Annotated in this window: 22 protein-coding genes and 1 pseudogene; 7 read left to right on the top strand and 16 right to left on the bottom strand. The window is 61.6% G+C overall.

Annotated features, from left to right (window positions below):
- Nucleotides 1-138: 138 nt before the first annotated feature.
- Nucleotides 139-2,628, top strand: coding sequence for a glycoside hydrolase family 2 protein (locus tag R3F07_09750; protein MEZ5276652.1), 2,490 nt, complete (start codon nucleotides 139-141; stop codon nucleotides 2,626-2,628).
- Between the two features lie 67 nt (nucleotides 2,629-2,695).
- On the opposite strand, the gene lnt is transcribed toward R3F07_09750, so the two are convergent.
- The 3 genes from lnt to R3F07_09765 all read right to left on the bottom strand — a co-directional run bounded on the left by lnt (nucleotide 2,696) and on the right by R3F07_09765 (nucleotide 8,805).
- Nucleotides 2,696-4,339: an apolipoprotein N-acyltransferase gene (gene lnt / locus R3F07_09755; GenBank protein ID MEZ5276653.1), complete on the bottom strand. Its 1,644-nt coding sequence runs from the start codon at nucleotides 4,337-4,339 to the stop codon at nucleotides 2,696-2,698.
- Between the two features lie 5 nt (nucleotides 4,340-4,344).
- The gene (gene secA, locus R3F07_09760) at nucleotides 4,345-7,404 is read right to left on the bottom strand and encodes a preprotein translocase subunit SecA (protein ID MEZ5276654.1); all 3,060 of its coding nucleotides are present in this window, start codon (nucleotides 7,402-7,404) and stop codon (nucleotides 4,345-4,347) included.
- 468 nt (nucleotides 7,405-7,872) lie between these two features.
- The gene (locus tag R3F07_09765; protein MEZ5276655.1) at nucleotides 7,873-8,805 is read right to left on the bottom strand and encodes a UDP-glucuronic acid decarboxylase family protein; all 933 of its coding nucleotides are present in this window, start codon (nucleotides 8,803-8,805) and stop codon (nucleotides 7,873-7,875) included.
- Nucleotides 8,806-9,193: 388 nt separating this feature from the next.
- Here R3F07_09765 and R3F07_09770 point away from each other — a divergent pair, with 388 nt between their 5' ends.
- Nucleotides 9,194-10,312, top strand: coding sequence for a hypothetical protein (locus R3F07_09770; protein MEZ5276656.1), 1,119 nt, complete (start codon nucleotides 9,194-9,196; stop codon nucleotides 10,310-10,312).
- 29 nt (nucleotides 10,313-10,341) lie between these two features.
- Here the strand turns inward: R3F07_09770 and tgt are convergent, their stop codons facing one another.
- The gene (gene tgt, locus R3F07_09775) at nucleotides 10,342-11,478 is read right to left on the bottom strand and encodes a tRNA guanosine(34) transglycosylase Tgt (protein MEZ5276657.1); all 1,137 of its coding nucleotides are present in this window, start codon (nucleotides 11,476-11,478) and stop codon (nucleotides 10,342-10,344) included.
- A 221-nt stretch (nucleotides 11,479-11,699) separates the two neighbouring features.
- Here tgt and R3F07_09780 point away from each other — a divergent pair, with 221 nt between their 5' ends.
- Genes R3F07_09780 through R3F07_09795 form a run of 4 tightly spaced genes read left to right on the top strand, consistent with a single transcriptional unit; the run spans nucleotide 11,700 to nucleotide 13,619 of the window.
- Complete coding sequence (locus R3F07_09780) at nucleotides 11,700-12,263, top strand: aminodeoxychorismate/anthranilate synthase component II (GenBank protein MEZ5276658.1); 564 nt, start codon at nucleotides 11,700-11,702, stop codon at nucleotides 12,261-12,263.
- A 14-nt stretch (nucleotides 12,264-12,277) separates the two neighbouring features.
- A complete protein-coding gene (nrdR, locus tag R3F07_09785) occupies nucleotides 12,278-12,739 on the top strand; it encodes a transcriptional regulator NrdR (protein ID MEZ5276659.1) in 462 nt (153 codons plus the stop codon).
- Nucleotides 12,740-12,792: 53 nt separating this feature from the next.
- Complete coding sequence (locus R3F07_09790) at nucleotides 12,793-13,263, top strand: hypothetical protein (GenBank protein MEZ5276660.1); 471 nt, start codon at nucleotides 12,793-12,795, stop codon at nucleotides 13,261-13,263.
- 11 nt (nucleotides 13,264-13,274) lie between these two features.
- Nucleotides 13,275-13,619, top strand: coding sequence for a histidine triad nucleotide-binding protein (locus tag R3F07_09795; protein ID MEZ5276661.1), 345 nt, complete (start codon nucleotides 13,275-13,277; stop codon nucleotides 13,617-13,619).
- Between the two features lie 18 nt (nucleotides 13,620-13,637).
- Here R3F07_09795 and dprA read toward each other — a convergent pair whose 3' ends face one another.
- From dprA to R3F07_09810, 3 genes are read right to left on the bottom strand one after another with little or no spacing between them, the layout of a single operon-like run.
- Entirely contained in the window at nucleotides 13,638-14,759 is a 1,122-nt protein-coding gene (dprA, locus tag R3F07_09800; protein MEZ5276662.1) for a DNA-processing protein DprA, read from the bottom strand.
- A complete protein-coding gene (locus tag R3F07_09805; protein MEZ5276663.1) occupies nucleotides 14,749-16,368 on the bottom strand; it encodes an NAD(P)H-hydrate dehydratase in 1,620 nt (539 codons plus the stop codon). The genes dprA and R3F07_09805 overlap by 11 nt, the downstream gene beginning before the upstream one ends.
- Entirely contained in the window at nucleotides 16,355-17,119 is a 765-nt protein-coding gene (locus tag R3F07_09810; GenBank protein MEZ5276664.1) for a pyridoxine 5'-phosphate synthase, read from the bottom strand. Before R3F07_09810 ends, R3F07_09805 begins: the two co-directional genes overlap by 14 nt.
- Before the next feature lie 75 nt (nucleotides 17,120-17,194).
- Between R3F07_09810 and R3F07_09815 the strand changes: the two genes are divergently transcribed.
- The gene (locus R3F07_09815; GenBank protein MEZ5276665.1) at nucleotides 17,195-17,923 is read left to right on the top strand and encodes a VC0807 family protein; all 729 of its coding nucleotides are present in this window, start codon (nucleotides 17,195-17,197) and stop codon (nucleotides 17,921-17,923) included.
- 131 nt (nucleotides 17,924-18,054) lie between these two features.
- Here the strand turns inward: R3F07_09815 and R3F07_09820 are convergent, their stop codons facing one another.
- From R3F07_09820 to rplQ, 9 genes and pseudogenes are all read right to left on the bottom strand, one after another.
- Entirely contained in the window at nucleotides 18,055-19,350 is a 1,296-nt protein-coding gene (locus R3F07_09820) for a citrate synthase (GenBank protein MEZ5276666.1), read from the bottom strand.
- A 163-nt stretch (nucleotides 19,351-19,513) separates the two neighbouring features.
- The gene (hisH, locus tag R3F07_09825; protein MEZ5276667.1) at nucleotides 19,514-20,149 is read right to left on the bottom strand and encodes an imidazole glycerol phosphate synthase subunit HisH; all 636 of its coding nucleotides are present in this window, start codon (nucleotides 20,147-20,149) and stop codon (nucleotides 19,514-19,516) included.
- Nucleotides 20,150-20,184: 35 nt separating this feature from the next.
- Nucleotides 20,185-20,784: an imidazoleglycerol-phosphate dehydratase HisB gene (gene hisB / locus R3F07_09830; protein ID MEZ5276668.1), complete on the bottom strand. Its 600-nt coding sequence runs from the start codon at nucleotides 20,782-20,784 to the stop codon at nucleotides 20,185-20,187.
- Nucleotides 20,766-21,860, bottom strand: a complete 1,095-nt coding sequence (gene hisC / locus R3F07_09835; protein MEZ5276669.1) for a histidinol-phosphate transaminase — start codon at nucleotides 21,858-21,860, stop codon at nucleotides 20,766-20,768. The genes hisB and hisC overlap by 19 nt, the downstream gene beginning before the upstream one ends.
- Nucleotides 21,857-23,146, bottom strand: coding sequence for a histidinol dehydrogenase (gene hisD / locus R3F07_09840; GenBank protein ID MEZ5276670.1), 1,290 nt, complete (start codon nucleotides 23,144-23,146; stop codon nucleotides 21,857-21,859). Before hisD ends, hisC begins: the two co-directional genes overlap by 4 nt.
- Nucleotides 23,147-23,197: 51 nt before the next feature.
- The gene (locus R3F07_09845) at nucleotides 23,198-23,959 is read right to left on the bottom strand and encodes a hypothetical protein (GenBank protein MEZ5276671.1); all 762 of its coding nucleotides are present in this window, start codon (nucleotides 23,957-23,959) and stop codon (nucleotides 23,198-23,200) included.
- A gap of 29 nt (nucleotides 23,960-23,988) precedes the next feature.
- Nucleotides 23,989-25,527, bottom strand: a complete 1,539-nt coding sequence (gene guaA, locus R3F07_09850) for a glutamine-hydrolyzing GMP synthase (GenBank protein MEZ5276672.1) — start codon at nucleotides 25,525-25,527, stop codon at nucleotides 23,989-23,991.
- Between the two features lie 87 nt (nucleotides 25,528-25,614).
- Nucleotides 25,615-25,851: a hydrogenase nickel incorporation protein HypA gene (locus tag R3F07_09855; protein MEZ5276673.1), complete on the bottom strand. Its 237-nt coding sequence runs from the start codon at nucleotides 25,849-25,851 to the stop codon at nucleotides 25,615-25,617.
- 297 nt (nucleotides 25,852-26,148) lie between these two features.
- Nucleotides 26,149-26,499 (bottom strand): annotated as a pseudogene (gene rplQ / locus R3F07_09860) (50S ribosomal protein L17).
- Nucleotides 26,500-26,505: the final 6 nt, after the last annotated feature.

Genomic DNA, 26,505 nt, shown 5'->3' on the forward strand with positions numbered 1-26,505 from the left:
TTCCGATTTCATTCAATCGGATCATGCACGGAGGTCTTCATCCTGCAAGTGTCGAGGAACTGATGCGGACAATCAGGTGCACCATCGTTTGACTGAATCGGGGCTTGTCCTTCCGCCGCACACCCATGATCTGGGCGGATGCCTGCGACGCTTCTCGAAGTCTTCTCCCTGAACGGCTGCTGGGAATTGTCCCAGACCTGTTCGACTGATAGGGTTCCGGCCGAAGTGCCCGGCACGGTCATGTCCGATCTGATCCGGGCCGGGCGGGTCGAGGATCCCTATTACCGCGACAATGAGGCCAGAGCCCAATGGGTCGGGGCCAAGGATTGGACCTTTTCGCGCGCCTTCACCCTGACCGGGGCATTGCGGAAGCGACAAAAGATCCTCCTCCGCTGCGAGGGTCTCGATACCTTTGCCACCATTCGGCTCAACGGTCAGACTGTCGGACGCACCGACAATATGTTCCGGACCTGGGAATTCGAAGTCGGCGGCCTTCTCGAAACGGACAACACCATCGAGATCGCCTTTGATTCCGTCCTGCCCTATATGGCGGAAAAGACCGCCGAGAGAAAGCTGGCCGCATGGAATGAATACCGGGGCCTTTACGGCCGGGCCTATGTCCGCAAACAACCCTGCAACTTCGGCTGGGACTGGGGCCCCGACCTCATTTCCTACGGCATCTGGCGGGATATCTCGATCGTGGCCTACGACCTGGCCCGACTTTCCGACCTCCTCATTCTCCAGGATCACCGTCCCGATGGCCGGGTTGCCCTCTCCCTCCGCGTCGCAACCGAATCGGTCACCACCTCAGCTCTGTCCGCCCGCTGCGAACTGAAACGTAAGGGCAGGTCTGTCGGGTCCTGCGAGTTCGACCTTCCGTCCGGTCATGGCGAAGGCGGGATCACCGTCGCCGCCCCCGAACTCTGGTGGCCGGCGGGGATGGGTGAACAGCCCCTTTACGAACTGACCGTCTCCCTCCTCGATGCCAACCGCGAAGAAATCGACCGCACGACCCGGCGGATAGGACTTCGCACCCTGCGCCTCGAACGCCGGCCGGACCAGTGGGGCGAGAGTTTTCACTTCTCCGCCAATGGAGTTCCCTTCTTTGCCAAGGGAGCCAACTGGATTCCGGTCGAAGCCTTCACCTCTCCGGGAGACAAGGACAGGACCCGCAGACTGCTTGAAGACGCCGCTGAGGTTCACATGAACATGATCCGGGTCTGGGGCGGCGGCTACTACCCGCATGATCATTTCTTCGACGCCTGCGATGAGCTCGGGCTCTGTGTCTGGCAGGACTTCATGTATGCCTGCTCCACCTATCCGGTTTGGGATCCCGCCTTCGTCGAAAACGGCCGACTGGAGGCAATCGACAATGTACGGCGAATCCGCCACCACGCCTCCCTTGCCCTCTGGTGCGGCAACAACGAGATCGAACAGGGCATGAACGGCGGGCAATGGCCGGAGAGCATGCCCTGGGAAGACTACAAGCGATTCTTCGACGGAACCCTCGGGAAGGTTGTCTCCGAGACCGATCCCCAGCGCGATTACTGGCCTTCGAGCGCACACACTCCGGGCGAGAACCGAGGCAATCACAACGACCCGACCCGAGGGGACGCCCATCTCTGGAACGTCTGGTTCTCCCACACTCCGTTCGAGTGGTACCATACTTGCGAACACCGCTTCAACAGCGAGTTCGGCTTCCAGTCCTTTCCCGAGCTGCGCACGGTAGAAAGCTTCACCGAGCCGCGGGATCACAACATCACCTCGCCGGTCATGGAGTGGCATCAGAAGAGCCCGCCCGGCAACTCGATGATCTTCCACCAAATGCTCGACTGGTTCCGCCTGCCCGTCGACTTCGAGACGACCCTGCGCGTCTCCCAGATCGTCCAGGGGCTGGCCATCCAATATGGAGTCGAACACTGGCGCCGCAGCATGCCGCGGGGGATGGGCACCCTCTACTGGCAGCTCAATGACTGCTGGCCGGTCACCAGCTGGGCTTCGATCGACGGGTATGGCCGCTGGAAGGCCCTCCACTACATGGCCAAGCGGTTCTTTTCCCCGGTCATCATCTCCGGGGTGGAGGATCGGGCCAAAGGAACGGTTGAGATCGACCTGACCAGCGACCTCCTGCACGAGGACGGGGGTCACGTCCGCTGGCAGGTCTTCACGCCGGAGGGCGGCACCCTCGATTCAGGGGAACTCAACGTATCCATCTCTCCACGACGCAACACCCGCCTGACCACCCTCGATCTCTCCGGCTTCCTCAGGGAACACGGTCCCGATCGCGTCATCCTCTTCCTCGACCTCGCCACCGGGGCCGGACATACCTCGCGGTCGGTTGTTCTTTTTGTCCGTCCCAAGAAGATCGAATGGGTCAACCCGGAATTGCGGGCCTCGATCGTCCGGGACGGCGACACCTTTGCCGTGACAATCGAGGCGCAGGCCCCCGCCCTTTGGACCTGGCTCGAACTGACCGGGACGGATTGCCGCTTTTCCGACAATTTCCTCCATCTCCGGCCGGACAACCCAACCACCGTGACCGCCCGACCTGCCGCTCCGATCTGCTTGGCCGACTTCAGAAGTCAACTCCGGGTCCGCAGTCTCAGGGACACCTATGTCCAGCCGTGACCCGGAACCTCCCGTAACTTCGACCGACCGACGACTCCTGCAGGAAAGGGTCCGTCAACGGCAGAACCTAGCGGGAATCGGGTGACAACGTCGGCAGGCCCCGCAACTGCAGGGCCGCGATCAGCGCAAGCACGAGGGAGACCAGGACAAACCAGTCCCCGTGCCGGGTGTAGAATGAAAGCCGGCCGACCCAGCGGCGATCCCGGTCGATCTCGAAGACGGTCCCCCCACGGAAATAAACCGATCCCTTGTCGTTGAGAAGGACATTGCGGATCAGGCCGTACTCGTCGATCCATCCGCTCCATCCGCCATTGCCCGACCGCAGGAGCGGTCGTCGGTTCTCAACCGCCCTGAGAACGGAATGAGCGGCATGCTGGTAGGCCGCCGCTCCCTCGCCGTACCAGGCGTTGTTGGTCGCCACGAAAAGCAGGGCCGCCCCGTCACGGGTGGTTTCCCGAGCCAACGAGGGATAGACGTCCTCGTAGCAGACAAGCGGACCGATCGTCAGGGTCCGCCCGGGAAGATTGACCGAGATCAGACCCGAATCCGTGCCCGGAATGAAATCTCCGCCGATTGGAACAAACTTCTCCATCCACGGGAAGAATCGTCGGAACGGTATGTATTCACCGAATGGAACCAGATGCCGCTTGGCGTAGTAATCCGGAGCCAGCCCGGTCTCCGGCCGCACCAGAAAGACCGCGTTATGCCAGATTTCCCCGCCTCCGGCCGGGGACGGCCGCTCAAAGGCGATCCCTCCGAAGATCACCGGGGCGCCCAGATCACTCGAGACCATTTCGACCCAACCGGTCATCGACGCATTCCCGACCACGGCCAGCGGAGTGACCGCCTCGGGCCAGAACATGACGTCGGCCTCCAGTGGTTTCAGGTTCATCGTTGTCCGGTAGATCGTGTCAAGAATGCCACGCGCCTCGGACGGATCCCACTTGATCACCTGGGGAATGTAGGGCTGGGTCACCCCCGCGCGCATGAGCGGCTCGCGCTCCTGACCGACCGCGGCCCGGTAAAGCCCGAAGGAACCGGCAAAGACGAAGGCAAGCGCCAGGTAAAACTCCGGACAGAAGCGGCTCTCCCGTCTCCTGACGAAATTGACCAGGCGCACCAGATAGGCCGCCAGCGCCAGGTTGAAGAAGATCAGGATGAAAGACACGCTCCAGGCCCCCGCCCAAGCCGCGCTCTGCAGAAGAATCGGCCGCTCCCACTGACTGGCGGCCAGGGGCAACCAGGGAAAACCCGTGAAGAGGTGCATGCGAAGCGCTTCGAGTGCCACCCAGAGCCCGGCCAGACCGAGGGCACCGATCAGGCGCGCCGCCGCATCGGCCTGCTGCATTCGGGGCAGTGCCCAACGGGCCGCGGCGAACCAGCCTAAGGGATAGATCGCGACGACCCCGGTCAGCCCGAAAAGACCGAACCAGGTCACGTGCCGCAACCACCAGAGGAGCACAAACCACCCGATGTAGAGACCGGCAAACAGGGCCCCCAGGTAGATCGGCCAGGCCGGCCGCCGGCGGGCCCAGAGCAAACCGGGCACGGCAAAGACATAGGCCGCCTCGGGAAAGCGACCCGGAGGAAACGAGGCCACCACCAGCACAACCGTGGCCACCGCCACGCCGACCGCCAAAAGGACGAGTGGGCGGCCGGACGCGCCCGGCGCTCCGGCGACCCCTGGGGATGCCTTGACCAGTGGGGCCAAGCAGGTCAGGCCCCGTGACAGTGTTTGTATTTCTTGCCGCTGCCACAGGGGCACGGCTCGTTGCGTCCGACTTTCGGAACGTCGCGCTTGACCGGAATCTTCGGGAGGGTGACTTCGCGTCGCCCCGGTCCGGGACCCGGACGCGCTCCGCCCGCACTGCCGGCGGCGGAGGCCGAGGGCGAGGCCGACTCCGTGCCCGGCCCCTCGGTCCGCGCATTTCGGGCCAGCATCGCCTTGATGTTCTCAAGAGCCACCAGGTTGGTGGCCGAGCGGAACAGGCTGGTGCACACCTTGAGACGGACATTGTCCATCAATTCCTCGAAATAGCCGAAAGCCTCGCTCTTGTATTCAACAAGTGGGTCTTTCTGGCCATACGACCGCAGGCCGACGCTGCGGCGCAGATCCTCCATCTCGGTCAGGTGCTCCTGCCAGTGGTTGTCGATCGCGTTGAGCAGGAGATACCGCTCGAGACCCTTGAGCGCCTCTGCCTGTTCGATGGCCTGCTTGAGGGAATAGGCCTTGCGGATCCGTTCGAGGATCAGGTCGACAGCCGCGTCGAAGGTAAGGGACTCGACTTCCGCACGTTTCAGCGCGACCGGGAAGTGGCCGTTCAGCCAACCGATGAATCCCTCGAGGGATTGGCCGGATTCCGGCGACTTGCCATTGAGGCCGGCCGGCTCCAATCGGGTGCTGATCTCCTCCTCGACCATTTCAAAGATGACCTTGCTCGGCTCGTCAATGTGGAGGGCATCGTTGCGTATCCCGTAAATGATCTCACGCTGCTGGTTGAGGACGTCGTCGTACTGGAGGAGTCGCTTCCGGATGGAGTAATTCTGCTGCTCGACTTTCTTCTGTGCCGACTCGATCGAGCGGTTGAGCAGGGGGTGCTCGAGTTCCTCGTCCTCTTTCAGGGACCGCTCCATCAGCCGCGAAAGCGGGCCGGCCGAGGCGAAAAGCCGCATGAGGTCGTCTTCGAGTGAGATGAAGAATTTGGTCAACCCCGGGTCTCCCTGACGCGCACAACGGCCGCGCAACTGACGGTCGATCCGGCGGGATTCATGCCGCTCGGTTCCGATCACGCAGAGACCACCCTTTTCCTTCACCCCTTCCCCCAGTTTGATGTCGGTGCCGCGGCCCGCCATATTGGTGGCAATGGTGACCGCACCCGGATAGCCGGCCCGCGAAACGATTTCCGCCTCCTGCTGGTGATACTTGGCGTTGAGAACGGTGTGGGGGATGTTCACCCGGCGAAGCATGCGTCCGAGGATTTCCGAGGCTTCCACTGAGACGGTGCCGACCAGGACGGGCTGACCGCGCCGGTGGGCTTCCTCCACGTCACGGACGACCGCATTGAACTTGGAACGCCGGGTCTTGTAGATGACATCGTTGAGGTCGATCCGCGCCACCGGTTTGTTGGTCGGAATCGCCACCACGGTCAGCTTGTAGATGTCGAAGAATTCGGTTGCCTCGGTCTCGGCCGTTCCGGTCATCCCGGCCAGTTTCTGATACATCCGGAAATAGTTCTGGATGGTGACGGTGGCGTAGGTCCGGGTTTCCCGCTCGATCGTGACCCCTTCCTTGGCCTCAACCGCCTGGTGAAGACCGTCGCTCCACCGGCGCCCCGGCATGATCCGCCCGGTGTTTTCGTCAACGATGACGACCTTGCCCTCCTGCAAGACGTATTCAACGTCACGCTCGTAGAGGCAGTAGGCCCGAAGCAACTGACTGATGGCGTGGATGTCCTCGCTCGTCTTCTCGAAGTGCTCCTGCTCCTTCTGTTTCTGCGCTTCACGCTCTTCGGGAGCCAGATCCGTCCGTTTGTCCAGCTCGCTGAACAGGGTGGGCAGATCCGGCAGCATGAAACCATCGGGGTCGTCCGGCTGCAGGGTGTTCCGACCACGCTCGGTCAGGTCGGCCTGATGCTGCTTCTCGTCGATGACAAAGTAGAGCTCCTCCTTCATCCGGTAGAGCTGCTCTTTGTTCATGTCGCTGTTCATCTCGAGATCGAACTTGTCGAGCTGCTTGCGGAACTGGGGCGTCTCCATCAATCGGAGCAACTGCTTGTTCTTGGGCATGCCCAGTTTGACCTTGAGAAGGTTGACCATGGAATCGACAACCTGGGGGTAAGGGAGGGGCGCCTCACCTCTGGATGCCCGGGCCTTGTTCTCCTGATCGATCCGCTTGATCTCCGCATCCCGCTCCGCCCGTTTGTCCTCCGGCATTTCCAGCTCGGTCCGGGCGTCGGTCACCAGCTCATTGCACATCTTGGCCTGGGCCCGGACCAGCTGCTCGATGCCCGGCCGGTGCCGGGTGAAGGGCTGCTCGCGCTGGATGGCCATCGGGCCCGAGATGATCAGCGGGGTGCGGGCTTCATCGATGAGGATGGAGTCGATTTCATCGACAATCACGTAGAAATGGTCCCGCTGAACCTGGTCCTCCATGCGGATGGCCATGCCGTTGTCGCGCAGGTAATCAAACCCGAATTCCGAGGCTGTCCCGTAGGTGATGTCGCAGGCGTAGGCCGCTTTGCGCTCCGGCGGACCCATCGAGTTCTGAATGCAGCCGACCGTCAGCCCGAGGAATTTGTAGAGGTGCCCCATCCACTCGGAGTCGCGTCGGGCCAGATAGTCGTTGACCGTGACCAGCTGGGTGTTGCGGCCGGTCAGCGCGTTGAGGTAGAGCGGCAGGGTCGCGACCAGGGTCTTGCCTTCACCGGTCATCATTTCCGCGATCCGGCCTTCATGCAGGGCAATCCCGCCGATCAACTGCACATCAAAATGAACCATCTCCCACTCCAACTCGTGCTCACAAACCGTGGCGATGGTGCCGCATAGGCGACGGGCCGCATTCTTGACCACCGCAAAGGCCTCCGGGAGAAGGTCATCCACCGTGGCGCCCTCGGCGATGCGCTTCCTGAACTCCGGCGTCTTTGCCTTCAGCTCCTCTTCGGAAAGGGCCTGGTATTCGGTCTCGAGCCGGTTGATCCGGTCCACAAGAGGCTGGCACCGCTTGACGAACTTGCGGTGATGACGGCCGGAGAATCGCTTGAAAAGTGAAGAAAACATGGAAAAACAGAACGCTTATCACCCACCGTCCCCCCTTGGCAACGGACAAATGGAGGGGCGGCGGTCGGAGGAACGGAGATCGTTGTCAGAGGTCGGACAGCGGATCGCCGATTCGGTTTCATGGTGAGGCGGGACCTCTCTGGCCCGCCTCAGGGGTAACGGAAAGGTGTCACCGTTCGGTATTCAGCTATCCGAGTTTCGCGGCGAACGTGCTCGAGAAAACGAAGATACTCGACCCGAACCCTCCGTTTCGCCGTTTTCCAAATCCTCACCGCGGGAAAGCTGGATTACGAACGTCGACCTCTTTCGCCCCCCTCGATGTCAATAACGGTGCGGACCCGGGAAGTCGACGGTTCCTTCCTCATTGGGCGGAACCGCAGCGATGCACCGGAGATCATGCCCTGGGGGTCAACACGCCGACACAGCGGCGTGGCTCCAACTCGGAACTCTCTTGAACGCCCTTTACCGTCAGCCACCGATGCGCCCGCGGAAATACTCGATCGTCCGTCCCAATCCCTGCTCCAGCTGAATGGTTGGTTCCCAGCCGAGGACTCGGCGGGCGAGGGAGATATCGGGCTGGCGTTGCCTCGGATCATCGGTCGGCAGGGGTTTGAAGACTATCTTCGACGAAGACCCCGTCAGCCGGATGACGTGCTCGGCCAGTTCCCGGATGGTGAACTCCCCGGGATTGCCCAGATTCATCGGTCCAACCGTCTCGGTCTGGTCCATGAATCGGACGAAACCCTCGATCAGGTCGTCGACAAAGCAGAAGGACCGGGTCTGGTCGCCGTCTCCGTAGAGGGTCAGATCCTGTCCCATCAGCGCCTGGACAATGAAATTGGACACGACCCGCCCGTCGTTGGCCAGCATCCGTGGACCATAGGTGTTGAAGATGCGGATGACCCGGATATCGACCCCGTTCTCCCGGTGGTAGTCGAAAAAGAGGGTTTCGGCGCAGCGCTTGCCCTCATCGTAACAGGAACGACGGCCGATCGTATTCACATTGCCCCAATAAGCCTCGGTCTGAGGATGGACGAGCGGGTCGCCGTAGATTTCCGAAGTCGAGGCCTGGAAGACCCGCGCCCGCAGACGCTTGGCCAGCCCGAGGCAGTTTATCGAACCCATGACCGAAGTCTTGACCGTCTTGATCGGGTTGTACTGGTAGAATTCCGGCGAGGCCGGGCAGGCCAGGTTATAGATCTGGTCGACCTCCACCTTGAAGGGGTCAATGACGTCGTGCCGGATGAACTCGAAACGCACATTGTCCATCAGGTGGGCGATGTTCTCCTTCCGGCCGGTGAAGAGATTATCCATGCAGATGACCTCATGGCCGTCCTTGAGGAGACGTTCGCACAGATGACTGCCCAGGAATCCGGCCCCGCCGGTCACAAGTATACGCATGGTTTTCTTCCTATCGGACAGGGTCGAGGTCAGCTGAAATGTGTCAATCGCCGAAGAGACCAACTCCTGGCCATGCCGGCGGAGGGAGGTGGAGACTGCCCCATCCAGGCCAGGGAATTTCCGATCGCAGTCGGTCCCGGAGGATTAACCGATATACCGACCCCTATCACGACGGCTAATTACGGGCCTTGGGCATTTGATTGTCCTCTCTCTTTGGGGATAATTGGCTCTACCGCATGGTCCAGAATCTCTGCGTCGGTGGATCGGGTCGGTGCCCGTTTTCAACCACCCCTGTGCGCCGATTGGCTCACAGCAACTGGGGTTGCTGGACCTCAAACCCGACGACCGGGGATTTGGACGCGTTCAAGAACCAGAACCATTATTCACCATGAAAAGTCGCCTCTTCCTATCGGCGGCAATGGCCGCGATCCAATGGAGTCTTCCGACAGCGGAAGGATTCGTTGTCTACCAAGGCATCACGACGGAATTTGACAGCGGCTCATTGGCAGGCCGGCAATTTGACGGATATATCAGCTATGACCAGCGCCATCTCACGGGTTCGGGCATCGAATTCCTGCTCAGGCTCGACAGTGAACTGGATAAGGACCGGCCGATGGGACCCTCCGAATATGATGGTTTCAGCTGGCTCACCGTTACGATCGACGAGACGCCGTTCAGTATAGCCGATCGGTTCGAGTATTCCGGTCCCCCATCACTGAAGTTCAACAACGGCATTCTGAGCTGGATATACTACCAGGGTTTGGTGGAGCACAGTCGGTATCTGGTGGAGGAGGACCGCATCGATCGAGTCCTGACGATCGACGGATTCGCGAAGGGTTCGACCTGGTTCCTTCAAGACAATCTCGACAGCAACACCGTGGAGTTTTCGAACGGTACAACATACCTCGTTTCCGACCTAGAGGGCCCAGGTTCCCGGCTCGCCAATCAACTTCGATACTACGGTGTTTCCAACTGGTGGTTTATCAAAGAGGGGTTGGAATTCTCGACCCCCTATGCGGACTTCGTTCGCAACGATGAGATCGACGACAACTGGTCCGCCTCTGCGGAAGGCACAGCTCTGCTGATCGAGAGCCTCTTTGCGCAATCCAAATTCGAGAACGGCTTCGGTCTCCTTGACGAGAACGGCGGCTACCAGGCTCTCCTGACCAATCTCAATCCGAAACAGAGCGCGACGATTGATCTTCCAGTGTCCGGCACCGAGGCGCTCGGGTTCGCGGTCGACCTGGGCGATGGAACGTCCCAGTTGGTGCCTCTATCCGACAATGTCCATGTTCGGACCTATGTCTCGACCGATGCCGGTCGTAAATACATTCTCTGGATGCTGGATGACACCAACGACAACACCTACCGGGATTTCAACGATTTCATCATCCTCGCCACCCTCAATGCCGTGCCTGAACCGGTCTGGGTCATCAGTATTCTCTCACTAATCCTCATCGCAGTGGTTCTCTGGCGCCACCGACTGAGGGCGGATGGCCAGACCTGAGCGTCGGCTGAACAGGCCGTCTGCCGGCTTCAGGAAGCGCCCGACTCGTAGCGCGAGATCCAGGCGCGGTGCCACGGACCGAAGTCCCCCGCCTCGATGTGCACCTGGGCCTGACGGACGAGATCGAGGAAGAAATGGATATTGTGGAGCGTGAGCAAAGTGGAGCCGAGAATCTCGTTGGCCATGATGAGGTGGCGGAGGTAGGCCACCGAAAAGTGACGGCAGGTGTAGTTGTCGAGACCCTCGACCAGGGGAACATCCAGATCCCGGAAGCGCTCGTTGCGCAGATTGATCACCCCGTCCGGCGTGAAGACCGTACCGTTTCGAGCCAGCCGGCTGGGCATGACGCAGTCGAACATGTCCACCCCGAGCGCGATCATCTTGAGGATCTGGGCCGGTGTCCCCAGCCCCATGGTGTATCGCGGACGATCCTCGGGCAGATGGGGAGTCGTCACCCCGACCTGACGCAGCATCTCCTCCTCCGGCTCCCCGACGCTGACTCCCCCGATGGCGTAACCCGGGAAGCCCATCGCCGCAAGCGCCTCCGCCTCCTCACGCCGCATGTCATCATAGACCGATCCCTGGACGATGGCAAAAAGGTGACTCCTCCGCTCGAGCATGCCACTGTCACCGGCCAGGGAAAGACACTCCCGGGCCCAGCGGCGGCTCCGGTCGACGGCCTCGCGACACGCATCCCGTTCACAGGGATAGGGGGGGCATTCGTCGATCACCATGGCGATATCCGATCCAAAGGCCGTCTGCCAGGCGATCGCTTCCTTCGGCCCCAGAAAGAACTCCCGCCCATCGTGATGGGACTGAAAGAAGATGCCGTCGTCCCGGATGCGACGGAGTTTGGCCAGGCTGAAGACCTGGAATCCACCGCTGTCGGTCAGGATCGGCCGCTCCCAATGCATGAACCGATGCAGTCCGCCGAACTGCTGGATCAGCTCCGGTCCGGGCTTGAGGGCCAGATGGTAGGTGTTCCCCAGGATGATCTGGGCTCCGATCTCCTCGAGCTGCGCCGGGGTCATCGCCTTGACCGTGGCCTGGGTTCCCACCGGCATGAAGATCGGCGTCTCCACGACCCCATGGGCCGTCTGCAGCCGACCCCGTCGAGCCGCCGTCACTGGATCGCGGGCCAGAATCTGGAAATGTTGGGTGGACACGGAAAAGTAAGGAGAGGTGGAAGAATGGATGGCCGGATGGACGGGGATCGTCCACCAATATGCCCGAACCATGCAATGGGAAGCTGAGAGATGGGCAAGCTATTGAGATGGAGCAGGTCGGGGCATCCGTTGGAAATCTTGTGGCATTCTAAAAAACAATTCCCGGCCCACAGCGTCACGCTTGACCTTTGGGTGGTTTGGTCATTTAACCGCGGTTACCCATGTTGTTGGTTATAGACAACTTCGATTCCTTTACCTTCAATCTGGTCCAGTATTTCGGGCAGATTGGAGTGCGCCAGCATGTGGTCCGCAATGATGCCATCAGCCCGGAGGAGGCCGTCGCACTGGACCCCGACCGGGTATTGATCTCTCCCGGTCCCTGTTCTCCAAACGAGGCCGGCAACAGCCTGGCCATGGTCGAGGCGTTTGCCGGTCGGAAACCGGTTTTCGGGGTCTGTCTGGGCCACCAGTGTCTCGGCCAGTATTTCGGCGGCAAAGTCGTCCGGGCCGGGCGGCTGATGCACGGCAAAACCTCACCCATCCACCATCGCGGCACGGATCTCTTCCGCGATGTGCCCTCCCCTTTCAACGCCACCCGCTATCATTCCCTGCTGGTCGAACGTGAATCCCTGCCCGACTGCCTGGAAATCACGGCCGAAACCGAAGAGGGCGAGATCATGGGGCTGCGCCACCGCGAGCTTCCGCTCTGGGGGGTCCAGTTTCATCCCGAATCGATCGCAACCGAGCACGGAATGACCCTGCTGCGGAACTTTTTGGCGCTCTAGCCACTCCAATCACCATGCGTTGCCCACGATGCAACTCCCTTGACGACAAGGTTGTCGACTCCCGAATCAGCAAAGACGGCGCCACCATCCGCCGCCGCCGTGAATGCCTCGCCTGCGGGCACCGGATCACCACGACCGAACAGGTGCTGCGCGAAGGCATCATGGTGATCAAGCAGGACGGGCGCCGGGAACCCTTCGATCGCAACAAGATCCTCACTGGAATCCGGAAGGCCTGCGAAAAGCGACCGATCCACATTGAACAGCTCAACATGCTGATTGAGGACGTCATTGATGCCCTTGAGGAGCAATACGACTACGAGATCCCCAGCCGGGCCATCGGAGAGAAGATCATGGAAAACCTTCGACGGATCGATCCGATCGCCTATATCCGCTTCGCCAGCGTCTATAAGGAATTCCGCGACCTCTCCGAATTGATCGAGGAAATCTCCGCTCTCGAGAATTCGAGGCTGCCATGAATCCTCTGAATCGTGTCACATTTCATCAACCTTGAGACAGCCTGCCGGACGGCATGAAAGGATCGGAAGAACTCATCCGGAACCTCCGGATTCAGGACCTCTTCGCCCACCTGACCGGCGACGACCCCTATCTCGCCCGGCAAATCCGTGATGCCGTTGAGGCCAGCCTGGCGAAACGGGTGGAACCCACCGAAGCCGACTATCAGGCCGCCCTGGACCGGTTGGCCGCGGACTTCGGGCCGAGCCCCGAGGCTGGTCGCTTCACCTGGATCGACGCACGCCGGGAACCCGGTCTGGCCGGCCTGCTCTGGCTGCGGGCCTCGGTCATCAATCGCCTGAAACGACTGGCCCGGCATCCGGAGGGAACCCTGCTCATCGCCAACCTGACCGACCTGTTCCGGCCGCCCGGAAAACGCTGGACACCTTCCCGCCGCGAAGCCTACACCGAAACCGTGGCCTGGCTGCGTGATCTGGTCCGCGCCCGCTCCCTGCCCCACCGCCCGGTCAACCTCCTCCTCGTCTAGCCCCTTTCCCCATGACCGACAAAACGATCTTCAGCCGCATCATCGACCGGGAGATCCCGGCCCGGATGGAATATGAGGATGAGCATTGCGTGGTCATCCACGACGTCAGCCCGCAGGCCCCGGTTCATCTCCTGATCATCCCGAAGAAACGCATTGACCGGATCAGCGCGGCCTCCGACGAGGATACCGGGACCCTCGGTCACCTCCTCAGGGTTTCCCGCCTGGTCGCCGCCAAGCTCGACCTCGAAAAGGGTTTCCGCCTCGTCATCAACAACGGACCCCACGGCTGCGAGTCCGTCCCCCACCTCCACATCCACCTCCTCGCCGGAAGACAGATGTCCTGGCCGCCGGGCTGAGGCAATGGGGCGAAAGGCTCACGGACAGGCTTCGAAACAGCCGTCAGCCCGTTTGCGGACAACCCGCTTGAGTTCCATCGACATGAGGGCGGCGGAGACGGCGGGCAGGGGGAGCCCGGTCAGACCGACCATTGTATCGATGTTCAGAATACTCCCACCCCGGAAACAGGCGTAGAGGGCGGATTCGTCGCCGTCCAGTTCGGGCCGCGCGGTGACCCCGCCACCGGCCGCGCCGATCGGCAGCGGGCGCATTCCTCCGAGATAGCTGAACTCCTCGAGGATCTCATCGACCGAGGTGACCAGGGTGGCACCATCGCGGATGAGGGCATGACATCCCCGGCTGCTCGCCTGGTCGATCCTTCCGGGAACCGCAAAGATCATCCGGCCCTGTTCCCCGGAGAACCGGGCCGTGATCATGGAACCCCCGTTGAGGTCGGACTCGATCACGACCACCGCCTGGCAGGAACCGGCGACGACGCGGTTGCGCATGGGAAAGCTCTGGCGATCCGCCCGTCGCCCGAAGGGAAACTCCGACAGGACGATACCGGATTCGCCGATCTTGCGATAGAGGTCGAGGTTCTCCGCCGGATAGATGATGTCCAGCCCGCAACCGAGCACGGCGGCGGTCCCGCCCTTCACCCCGAGGGCACCTTCGTGGGCGGCGGTGTCGATCCCCCGGGCGAGACCACTGAAGACGCAGAATCCGGCCCGGGCCAGTTCCGCCCCGAACCGCCTGGCCACGGCCTGGCCGTAGAGGGTGCACCGCCGGGACCCGACAATGGCGATGGCCCGCTCGGCCCATGTGTAATTCCCAAGTGAATACAGTCCGATCGGCGGGTCATGGATCTCCTTGAGCAGCACCGGATAATCCTTGTCCTCCCTGGTCAGGAAACGGGCTCCGCTTGTTTCGAGTTTCTTTTCCTCGCGGTCCAGCCGGAAGTGGGTCGGCCAGTCCTCAATGGTCCGACCGATGACCGGACCCACCCCGGAGATACCCCGCAGATCGGCCGGCCGGGCCGCAAGGACCGCGACCGGGTCATCATCAAAAGCGTCGAGCAACCGCTTGAGGGTGACGGGGCCGAGCGAGGGCAGTCCGTTCAGAACCATGAAGGCCTGTCGGCGGGTCAACTCAACAGCCATGGTCGGATCGCCTGAGGACGGGGGACAGAAAATCAAGCACCTCGCCGGTGCGAACGGCCACGGGTCCGCGGGACCGGGCCAGCAGATCCGCAGCCCGTCCATGCCAGACAACAGCGCGGCAGGTCGCCTCGAGGATGGCGCCCGGACAACCGGCCAGAGCCGTTCCAAGAATACCGGCCAGCAGATCGCCGCTTCCGCCCCGCGCGAGGACCGGTCCGCCGTAGGGGCTCAGATAGATCCGGTTTCCATTGGATATCCGCGTGACCGGTCCTTTCAGACAGGTGATCACTCCCAGACGCTGGGAATAACCGAGCAGGGACCGATCATTCGGATCCTCCTCCGCTATCCGGGCGAATTCGCCGGCATGGGGCGTCAACACGAGGGGCGCGACGCGGTCTCTACGACCGGCGAGCTCGTCGACCAGCCCTTTCTGCAAGGCATCGGCATCGAGAGCGACCGGCACGTCGACCAGACGGTCGGCCTCGGCCACGAGGCGAAGGGTTTCCTCTTCCCGGCCCAAACCCGGACCCATGACGAGGGACCCGCAGCGTTCCCTCCGGGAGACCAGCAGGTGGCGCCCCTCCAGTGCGAGGGAGCCCGCCAGCGTCTCCGGCCAGGGCACCCAGATCGCTTCGGGCGCATGCGCGGGAAGGGCCGCCGCCAGGGACTCCGGCGCGAAGGCCGTGACCAGGCCGGCACCGGATTGGAGGGCCGCGCGGACCGCCATAAGAAGGGCGCCAGGATAAGGCCGGCTTCCCGTCAGGACGAAGACATGGCCGAACGACCGCTTGTCCGTTGCGGGCGGGCGAAGGGCGCGCAACGGATCAAGGATGGCGTCCTTGAGCACCAAGGATTCCGCCGTCGGCCGCCGCTCCCGGAAGAAACCAAGGTCGAGGTAGCGGAACCGCCCCACTCTATCGCGGTTCGATTCCAGGACGACCGGACGCTTGACGATGCCGGTTGCGTAGGTGAAATCCGCCCGAAACGCCCCAGGGTCGGATGCATCGCCGATTCCACTGGGCAGATCGACAGCCGCCCGGAGTGCGATTCCGGGGTTCCGGTTGACCCATTCAATGATCCGGGCGGTCGCGCCACTCAGGGGCGGCTTGAAGGCCATCCCCAGGAGCCCGTCGAGGCAGAGGTCAAAGGATTCTTCACTCAGACTGTCGGCCACTCGATCGCCCCCCTTGCCGGCCGCCACCGCGAGTTCGATCCTTGGATTCCGATTCAAATCGAGCATCTCGAGCGCCCGGCGGGTCAGAGGCCTGAGCGACGCGGTGCCGGAGGAAAGGACGATCAGGGCGCGCCATTCCGGTTTCCGCTCGAGCAGGGTGGAAAGGGCGATGAGGGCGTCGCCCCCGTTGTGCCCCTTCCCCACCAGAACAAGGATCCGGCCGACGGTCGGAAGTCCCACTTCCTGCAGGTCCTGAAAAATGCTCGCCCCGACAGCCCGGCCCGCGGCCTGCATGGCCTTCCACGTGGCAGCATCATCGTCCGCCAGGAGATCCGCCTCCCAGCGCCGCGCCTCGGCGCAACTGAGGATGGGGTCCGCGAACGCGGATGGCAGGCTTCCGTCCGCATCCATCATCGGTGGATCAGGCGCCGGCATGAATCCTCATCTTTGCCTTCATTTCGCGAACCGCCTCGTCGAGTCCGAACAGGAGGGACCGCGCCATGATGCTGTGCCCGATATTGAGTTCGTGCAGATGGGGGATCCGCATGATCTCGGAGATATTCACGTAGTTGATACCGTGGCCCGCGTTGATGACCAGGCCGAGCGACGCGCCGAGTTCGGCCGCCTGCTGCAATCGCTCGAGTTCCTCCCGCCGTGACGCGCCGATGGCATTGGCGAATGAACCGGTGTGCAATTCGATCCAAGGCGCCTGCAACGCCGCCGCCTGCTCAACCTGCTCGGGATCGGGATCGATGAAGAGGCTCGTCTGGATGCCCGCCCTGCTCATCGCCGCGACCACCTCTCCGACCCGGGAGGACGCGGCCACGACGTCGAGCCCACCCTCCGTAGTGACCTCCTCCCGATTCTCGGGAACCAGACAAACCGAATCCGGTCCCAGATCCAGGGCGTAGCGGATCATGGCGTCCGTTGCCGCCATTTCGAGGTTCAACCGCGTGGCTATGCTCTGACGAAGACGGCGCACATCCTCGTCCTGAATATGGCGGCGATCCTCCCTCAGATGAACGGTGATTCCGTCCGCTCCCGCCTTTTCCACAAGCAGACCAACCAGGACCGGATCGGGCTCGACGACAAAACCCGAAGAGCGGCCCGATTCCCGATATCGGGCTTGCCGGAGGGTCGCCGCATGATCGATGTTGACGCCAAGCAGAACGTGATCGGGAGTCATACCCGTCACAATAACAGAAGATAGAAGTTTGAATAGCCGGAAACGACTGCATTCCGCGATGATCTCCGTCGAACCATGACCCATCCCGCCCAGACCAATCCGACCGAGGTGCGCCAGGAGAATCTCTGGCTCAATCTTCTCTGCAATATCGTGGTTCCGGCACTGATCCTGACCACCCTGAGCAAACCGGAACGACTCGGACCGGTCTGGGCATTGATCATCGGCGTCAGCCTGCCCCTGGGATACGGGATCTATGATCTGGTCGTCCGCCGCAAATGGAACTTCTTCTCCATCCTCGGCCTGATCAGCATCCTGTTGACGGGTGGGCTCGGGCTTCTCGGTATCTCGCCTTTCTGGTTCGCGGTCAAGGAGGCGGCCATCCCCCTGACCTTCGGCCTGGCCGTCCTCGGTTCCCTCTTCACCCCGTTTCCCCTGGTCAGGACCTTTCTCTACAACGACCGGATGATCAATGTCGCCCGGGTTGACGCCGAGTTGGACCGACTGACTCACCACGAGTCGTTTGAACGTCTCCTGACCACCTCAACCTACCTCCTGGCCACAGCGTTTTTCGTCAGCGCGGTCCTCAACTTCGCCCTCGCCCGCTTTGTGATCAAGAGCCCGGGCGGCTCCCCGGAATTCGCGGCCGAACTCGGACGGATGACAGCGCTGAGCTGGCCGGTCATCACCATTCCCGTCCTCGTCGTCATGATCGTCGCCCTCTGGCGTCTGATCAATGGCATCAAGAAACTGACCGGACTCGAACTTGACGATATCCTGAAGACCCAACCGGAAAAAAAGAAATAGGCGGAGACCACCCCAGCGGCCGGCTCTCCGATCCATTGGGTCGCGGGTCCCGGAGAGGGGAAGTCACCCGATGATGGAACTCTGAAAGGAGCAGAAATCCACCCCGTTCACGCAACCGCGGCAGGTCCGGTTCAAGCCCGCTTGTCGACAGGAATATAATCCCGCAGGACGGGACCGTCGTAGATCTGGCGCGGACGGTAGATGCGACCCTTCTTGTCCGAAGCGACCTCGTGCCAATTCGCGATCCAGCCCGGCATGCGTCCGATGGAGAACATGACCGTGAACATGTTGAGGGGAATCCCGATGGCACGCATCATGATTCCACTGTAAAAGTCCACGTTCGGGTAGAGCTTCCGCTCCAGAAAATAATCATCCCCAAGGGCCGCCTTCTCAAGGTGGCGGGCGATATCGAGCAGGGGATCGACATGACCCAGGCTGGCCAGAAGTGTCTCGCAGGCCCTGCCGATGATCTTGGCGCGCGGGTCGTAATTCTTGTAAACCCGGTGACCGAAGCCCATGAGCCGTGCTTCTCCTGACTTGGCCGCATCAATGAAACGGGAACCATCGTCTCCCCGGTCGTAGATCGACTGAAGCATCTCGATCACCGCGACGTTGGCACCGCCATGGAGAGGCCCCCAAAGCGCAGAGATGCCTGCGGCCGTTGAGGCAAAGAGGTTGGCGCCGCTGGAGGCAACCATGCGGACCGTGGAGGTCGAGCAGTTCTGCTCGTGGTCGGCATGCAGAAGCAGAATCAGGTTCATCGCGCGGGCCACTTCGTCCGAAGCCACATGCTGACGATAAGGGTCCGAAAACATCATGTGCAGGAAGTTCTCGCAGTAGCGGAGGTTCCTGTCCGGATAGATGGTGGGCAGGCCACGGCTCATCCGGTAGGCGACTGCCGCGATTGTCCGCACTTTTGAAAGAGCAATGGCCGCCGCTTCGTCAAAGTTCTCCAGGTCGCGATTATGGTCATTGGTCGCGAGGTGGGGGTCGTAACAGGCGAGCGAGCTGACCATGGCTCCGAGGATGGCCATCGGATGTGCGTCACGGGGATATCCCTCGAAAAGGTGGAGCATCCGCTCATGAATGCCGGCCTGATCCGCCAGACGGGTGGAGAAGGCGACCCGCTGCTCCTTTGTCGGCAACTCGCCATACATCACCAGATAAGCGGTCTCAATGAAGTCCGACTTCTCCGCAAGTTGCTCGATGGGGTATCCACGGTAACGGAGGATGCCCTTGTCTCCATCGATGAAGGTGATGTTGCTGACGCACGAGCCGGTATTCCCGTAGCCCTCGTCAAAGGTTATGAACCCACCGGAGGCCTCGCGAAGCTTGCGGAAATCAACCGCTTCCTCGCCCTCCGACCCCTTCATCAAGGGGAACTCGAGACTCCGACCATTGAGCTTAAGAACAGCGTTTTCAGACATGACAAAGACAATCAATTACGGCGGCAGTGGGATGCCCCCCCGGGAAACCAGAGGCGACCGGATCCATTGAGAAGCTTTTCGAGGAATATGCCAACAGGTAATGCCGATGTCACCTGCAAAGCGACCTGATGTAAGGCAATTCAATGAATGATATTAGGTCAACTTATGCCCCTTTGGCCATCTCGACGAATCCACGATAAAGCGCCAGTCCGGCCTGCTGCGACTTCTCCGGGTGGAACTGGGTGGCAAAGCAGCGTCCGCGGGCGATCATCGACGTGAAGCGCCCGCCGTAGTCCGTCTCACCCGCAATGAGATCCGGATCCTCCGGCCGGACATAATAACTGTGTACAAAATAGAACTGCCCGTTCCCCGCGGAGACTTCCGCCGTCAGCGGGGAGGCCGCCGGCCGGAACACCACGTCATTCCATCCCATGTGCGGAATCTTGAGATCCCGGCTCCGAAACCGGATGACTTGCCCGGGGAAGATGCCCAACCCGCGAACCCCGCCCTCCTCCGATGCCTCGAAAAGGGCCTGCAATCCCAGACAGACCCCCAGGAAGGGCTGGTCGGCCGCGATCCACTCCCGGATCGTATCCGCCAGACCACTGCGGTTGAGCGCATCGATACAATCACCGATCGCGCCAACCCCGGGAAGAACGATCCCGGCCGCTCCTTCCACCTCCCCGGGTCGCTCAACCAGGCGGACCCTGGCGCCGACCGCCTCGAGGGCCTTGGTGACACTCCGGAGATTTCCCATGCCGTAGTTGATCACGGCGATCTCGTGCTCTCGAGGATCCATCCTGGTGCAAACCCCACGCCTTCAGGCGCCAGGCCTCAAGTCAACGTCCCCTTGGTCGAGGGAAGTGCATCGGCCGCGCGGGGGTCGATGGAAGTGGCCACGTCGAGGGCCCGGGCAAGGCATTTCATGACACATTCCACGGCATGGTGGGCTTCTTCGCCATACTCGAGGCGCACATGAAGATTAGCCCCCAGGGAATTGGAAAAGGCCCGGCAGAATTCCTTGATCAGGAGGATATTAAAATCCCGCACATAGCTGTCCTCGACCACGACATCGTAGGCGAGGAACGGGCGATTGCTCAGATCGATGGCGACCCGGGAAAGACATTCATCCATCGGAAGGATGAAAAAGCCGTAGCGCCGAATCCCCACCTTGTCGCCAAGGGCCTCACGAAAGGCATTCCCCAGAACCAGGCCGACATCCTCCACCGTGTGATGGTAATCCACATCGACGTCGCCGCGAGCGCTGACCTCCAGATCAAAGAGTCCGTGACGGGCGAAGAGTTCGAGCAGATGGTCGAAAAAGGGTATGCCGGTGGCCAACCGTGCCTTGCCGGTGCCATCAAGATCGAGAGTCAGTTCAATCTCGGTTTCCGTCGTCCTTCGACTGAGCGATGCTATTCGTTTCGAAGCCATGATTCGACCGCGTTGTTCAGGACCCGCATTTCAGAATCGGCGCCCACACTGAATCGCAGAAAACCCGCGGTCAAGGCATGACTCGGAAAGCGGCGGACGAGGATCCTGCCCGAAACCAGGTGATCATAAAGCGATTCCGCAACCGCCGGACCCGTCCGCCCTCCGGCATCCCTCGGTTCCACAAACAGGAAATTGGTCGAGGACGGGTAGACAAACCACCCGAATGACTCGTAGATCCCGCGGCAGGTTTCCCGGGTCTTTCGAATGCGGGAAACTGATGCGCGGAGATACGCCTCGTCCTCAAGGGAAGCGGCCGCCGCGGCCTGGGCGATCCGACTCACGTTGTAGCTGTCCCGGACCCGGTCCAGGAGGCCGATGACCTCGGTCGAGCCGACGGCATAGCCCACCCGGAGGCCGGCCAGTCCATGCGACTTGGAAAGCGTTCGGACGATGACCAGGTTCGGGTGATCGACGAGCAATCCGGCCGCCGTCTCCTCCGCGAAATCCGCATAGGCTTCATCCACGGCGAGAACACCGGGAAAGGCCCGCAGGATACTCTCGATCCCGGCGACCGGGAACGACACACCGGTGGGGGCGTTCGGTGAGGTCAGGAAAAAAAGTCCGCTACCGGAGCCGGCAATCGCCTCGACCGGCAGACTCATGGAGCGGTCGAACTCGACCACCTCCGCCTGGCCGCCGGCCATCGCGATGAGGATGGGGTAGAGGGAATATCCCGGAACCGTGTAGCCGGTCAAATGTCCGGGCCCGCCAAAGACCCGAACGAGGAGGTTGAGGATATCGTCGGAGCCGTTTCCGATGATGACCTGATCCGCGCCGCACCCGATCCGCGCAGCCACCAATTCCCGCAATCGGCTGCTGCGCGGATCCGGATAGAGGCGCAGACGGTCGATCTCGGCTTCGACCGCGGCCGCCACCCGGGGGCTTGGCGGGTAGGGACTCTCGTTGGTGTTGAGCTTGACCCACCCCTCCCCTTTCGGCTGGAACCCGGGAGTGTAGGGACTGAGTGCCCGGATTGTGTCATGGGCGATTGAATACGGATCAAAGGTCCGGCTCACGATTCAAACCTCGATTCAACCGACCGGCCGTGTCCGTCGAGTCCCTCCATCCGGCTGAAGGCTGCCGCCGATGCGGCCGCCTCCTTGAGGGAGGCCTCATCGTATTCAATCAGGCTGGAACGACGCATGAAATCACGAACCTGGAGACCCGAGGCATACCGTCCCGCGCCTCCGGTCGGCAGTTCGTGGCTTGGGCCGGCGACAAAGTCGCCCAACGCGGTCGCCGACCAATGGCCGATCATGACCGCACCGGCCGTGGTGATCCGCTTGAGCATGCGCTTCGCCTCATTCGACGGCAGGGCCAACTCCAGATGTTCGGGCGCGACCTCGTTGGCCAGCCCGGCGGCGTCGGCCAGATCCCGGGTCCGAATACTGAGGAATCCGTTCGTCACCACCTTGAAGATGGCGTCCTTCCTGGGGAGGCAAACCATGCGTTCCCGAATGCGGTCATGAACGCGGCGGATCAGTGCCATCGAGGGAGAGACCAGAAAGACCCGCTCCTGACCACTGCCGTGTTCGGCCTGGGCGAGGAGGTCGGCCGCGATGACGGAAGGGGCCGATGAGGCGTCGGCGATGACCATGACTTCGCTCGGTCCCGGAAGAAGATCGACCCCGATTGTCCCGAACACCTGGCGTTTGGCCTCAACGACATAGGCGTTGCCCGGACCGAAGACCTTGGCCACCGGTCGAATCGTGCGGGTGCCGAAGGCCATCGCACCGATCGCCGCAACGCCACCGATCCGGTAGGCCTCGGTGATTCCGCACAGATGGAGAGCTCCGAGGAGGCCCTCACCAACGTTTCCCTCGGGATCGGACGGGGTGAACACGGCAATTTCCGGGACACCGGCCAGGCGGGCCAGCCCACAGGTCATCAGGACCGTGGATACCAACCCGCGAGGAATGTAGATGCCGACTCGATCGAGAGGATGAAAGCGCTCGCCAACCCGGGCTCCGTGCGCATTTCTCCCCACCCAGTCGGCCGGCAGACCCTCGCGATTGAAAATCCGGATATTGCGCAGGGCGTCTTTCATCGCACGGCGGTCGCCCGAGGACAGCCGGCTCCACGCCGCCCGCATCTCGGAAGCGTCGATTCCCAGATCACGAGTCTTGAGATGAACCCTGTCATGGGTTTCGAGGCAGATCCGAACGGCCGGATCACCTCCAAGGCGGATATCTTCGAGAATCTTCGCGACCGACTGACGCAGCGACACGGAAGGCTCCGCGTTCCGGCAGAAAGCCCTGAAACTGCGGGTGAAACCCGGAGACGCAAATTCGAGGATGCGCATGTGGGCGGTCAACGGCAGTCCAATCGATTCTCACCGTCCGACATGAGCCGGTCAGGAGGAAGATTTCGGCATGAGCATGGGCACATCAAACCGGTCCTCGTCGAAAACGGTGTTCACCTCGACCGACTCGAAAATGATCGTACTGCTCTGGTCGCCGACCCGAGTGATGACTCTTTCGGGAAAACGGACCCCGTCGACGAGGATCTCACCGAGTTCGCGAATGCTCCCGCCCTGCTCGGTCTCAGTCAGGACGAGGCGGCCGGAGGCGGCATCAAAATAGCGGATGAACTGAATGGAAGCGCTGTGACGAAAAACCAGCTTATCGCAAGTGATGCCGTCGACTTCGACTTCCCCGTCATCGATCACCTGAACCGGATCCTTCTCGCCGGGACGGTAGAAGCTCAGGTTCTCCAGGGTATTGGCCTGAAGGCGCCGGATCTGGGGTGCTTCCAGCAGAGTCAGTTCCCAGTCGGATTCATTGGTGACATCCTCGATTTTCCGCCACCCGTCGTAGCCACTCAAGGCGGTGGTTTCCCTGACGTTTTCGACTTCAACCACGATGGACTGGAAATAGGGCTTCTGGAAGATGATATCGACCCTTCCCGTGGTGCCTTCTTCCGACTGCAACCGGCCGGTATAGTGGATCGAGGTGATCCGGTTGAGAGCCTCCTCCGAACCGACGAAGGCTCGGGCCCGCTGGATGATGGCGTCGGTGCGGTCATCCGCGATCAGTCCGGAAGCCAGGGTCGGAATGAGAAATCCGGTCAGGAGAAAACCCGATCGGGACACGAGATTGAAGAGGGACTGTTTCATGGTGGGAATCGTTCGGGCACCGGGAGGGTTCACTCCCACTCGATGGTGCTGGGCGGTTTTGAACTGATGTCGAGGCAGACGCGGTTGGCGCCCTTGACCTCGTTGATGATGCGGCTGGAGACGGTGCGGAGGAGGTCGTAGGGCAGACGGACCCAGTCTGCGGTCATGGCGTCCACGCTCTCAACCGCCCGAATCGCGATGACATATTCGTAGGTCCGCTCATCGCCCATCACGCCGACGGTGCGCACCGGAACCAGCACGCAGAACGACTGCCAGACCTTGTAGTAATAACCCGAGTTGATCATCTCTTCCTGAAGGATGGCGTCGGCACCCCGGAGAATGCGCAGGCGGCGGGCGGTGACCTCCCCCACCACCCGGACACCCAGACCGGGTCCCGGGAAGGGCTGCCGCCAGACAACCTCCTTGGGCAGACCCAGGGCACTGCCCACCGCCCGGACCTCGTCCTTGAACAGTTCGCGCAAAGGCTCGAGCAGTCTGAGTTTCATGCGTTTGGGCAGCCCCCCGACATTGTGGTGGCTCTTGATCAGCGCAGCCGGGTTGTCCGCGATGGCCACGCTCTCGATGACATCGGGATAGAGCGTTCCCTGGGCGAGGAATTCCGCCGGTCCAACCGATTTGAGGGACTGGTTGAAGACCTGCACGAAAGTCCGCCCGATGATCTTGCGCTTGGTTTCAGGATTGGTGATGCCACGGAGTTTGCCGAGAAAGAGAGGTCCGGCCTTTTCGACCCTCAAGTCGATGCGGAAGTTCCGCTGAAAGAGATCGACCACATAGGCGCGCTCATCCTTGCGCAGGAGCCCGTTGTCGACGAAGACGCATTTGAGATTCCGGCCGATCGCACGATGGATCAGGGCCGCCGCGACCGATGAATCGACTCCGCCGCTCAGGCCGAGGATGACGTGGCCGTCGCCGACCGTTTCCCGGATCGAAGCGACCGACTGATCGATGAAGTCCGCCATCGACCAATCCCCGGTGCAACCACAAACCCGCTTGAGGAAATTGTCGATGATGTGAAGCCCCTGTTCGGTGTGGTTGACCTCGGGGTGAAACTGAATTCCGTAGATCTTGCGGGTCGGATGCTCGATCGCCGCAAAGGGCGAGTTGCTGGTCGAACCGATGGAGCGGAACCCCCGGGGCATGCGCATGACCTGGTCGCCGTGCGAATTCCAGGCCCGGATGGTCTCCGGCATGCCGCGGAAAAGCACGTCCCCTTTCATGATCTTGAGTTCGGCGTGGCCGTATTCACGCTTTTTCGACGGGGTGACCCGGCCGCCCAGTTGCTGGGCGATCAACTGCAGGCCGTAACAGATGCCCAGGACAGGGATTTTTGCCCGATAGATCTCCGGATCCGGGATCGGTGCATTCTTCGAGAGCACGCTGGAAGGGCCGCCCGACAGGATGATCCCGCAAACGCCGTCCGCCTTCAGCTGCGCGGCCGTCGTGGAATAGTGGTAGATCTTGGAAAAAACCGAGCACTCGCGAATGCGTCGTGCGATCACCTGGGTGTACTGGGAGCCGAAATCAAGGACGCCGATCGTCTGATGCATGATGGGAGAAGAAGGGAAAAGAAACGAAGGAAAGGAATATCAGGGAGATTGGCAAGGATGGCGGTGGCAAACCCTCGCGAGGATGCCTCAGAACCTGAGTCGCCCATTCTCAAATCCGCAACGGGGACAGGGACAGACTTCCGTGCCCTCGGAGGCGCTGTAGAGCTTGTCGCAGCGAATGCAGTGAAAGACCACCCGACGCCGCTTGGCATCGATCAGTTTGCGGTCCCGCACATCGTAGTAGATCCACAGGCTGAAAACGAGGACGATGGCCGAAACCGTGTAGATCAGGGCACCAATGCTGAGATTGACGGTTATGGGCACCTTGAATGGATCGAGTGGGTCTTTCCGTGATCGCCGGGGGCGGCCCCAAAAGCAAAGGGCGCGTCCCCGATAGTTCTGGGCGCGCCCTTCGAAGAAGGCAAATGGTCTTTGGGCCCTGAAGTGATGGCCGGGTGAAACGCTGGATCAGGCGTCGGCTTTTTCGGCCGGCTTTCCGGCTTCATCCGCCGCCTCGATCGTCGTCGACTCGCTGACCACTTCAGCCTCGGTCACCGGGGGAGCGGCCTGGCGGGACTTGGGCCGCCGCCGGGACTTCTTGTAGCCGGCATCCTCGGCGCCGACAAACTCGATCAGCGCCATCTCGGAAGCGTCGCCGATTCTCTGTTCGCCCAGCTTGTAGATCCGGGTATAGCCCCCGTTGCGTTTGGCAAACTCGGTCACCCGTGTGCTGAAAAGGAGGCGGACAGCTTCCTGGTCACGCAGTCGGGCAAGCGCGATACGCCGTTGATGGAGGTCACCCTTCTTGGCCAGGGTGATGAGGGGCTCGACGAAGGGACGCAACGCCTTGGCCTTGGCCAGGGTGGTCTGGATCCGCCCCTTCTTGATCAGCGAAGAGGCTAGATTGGCCATCAGAGCCTCACGGTGCTCCTTCTTGACGCCGAGTTGGTGATTGTGTTTGCGGTGACGCATGGTGTT

This window comes from Opitutaceae bacterium, assembly GCA_041395105.1.
GTDB lineage: Bacteria > Verrucomicrobiota > Verrucomicrobiia > Opitutales > Opitutaceae > B12-G4.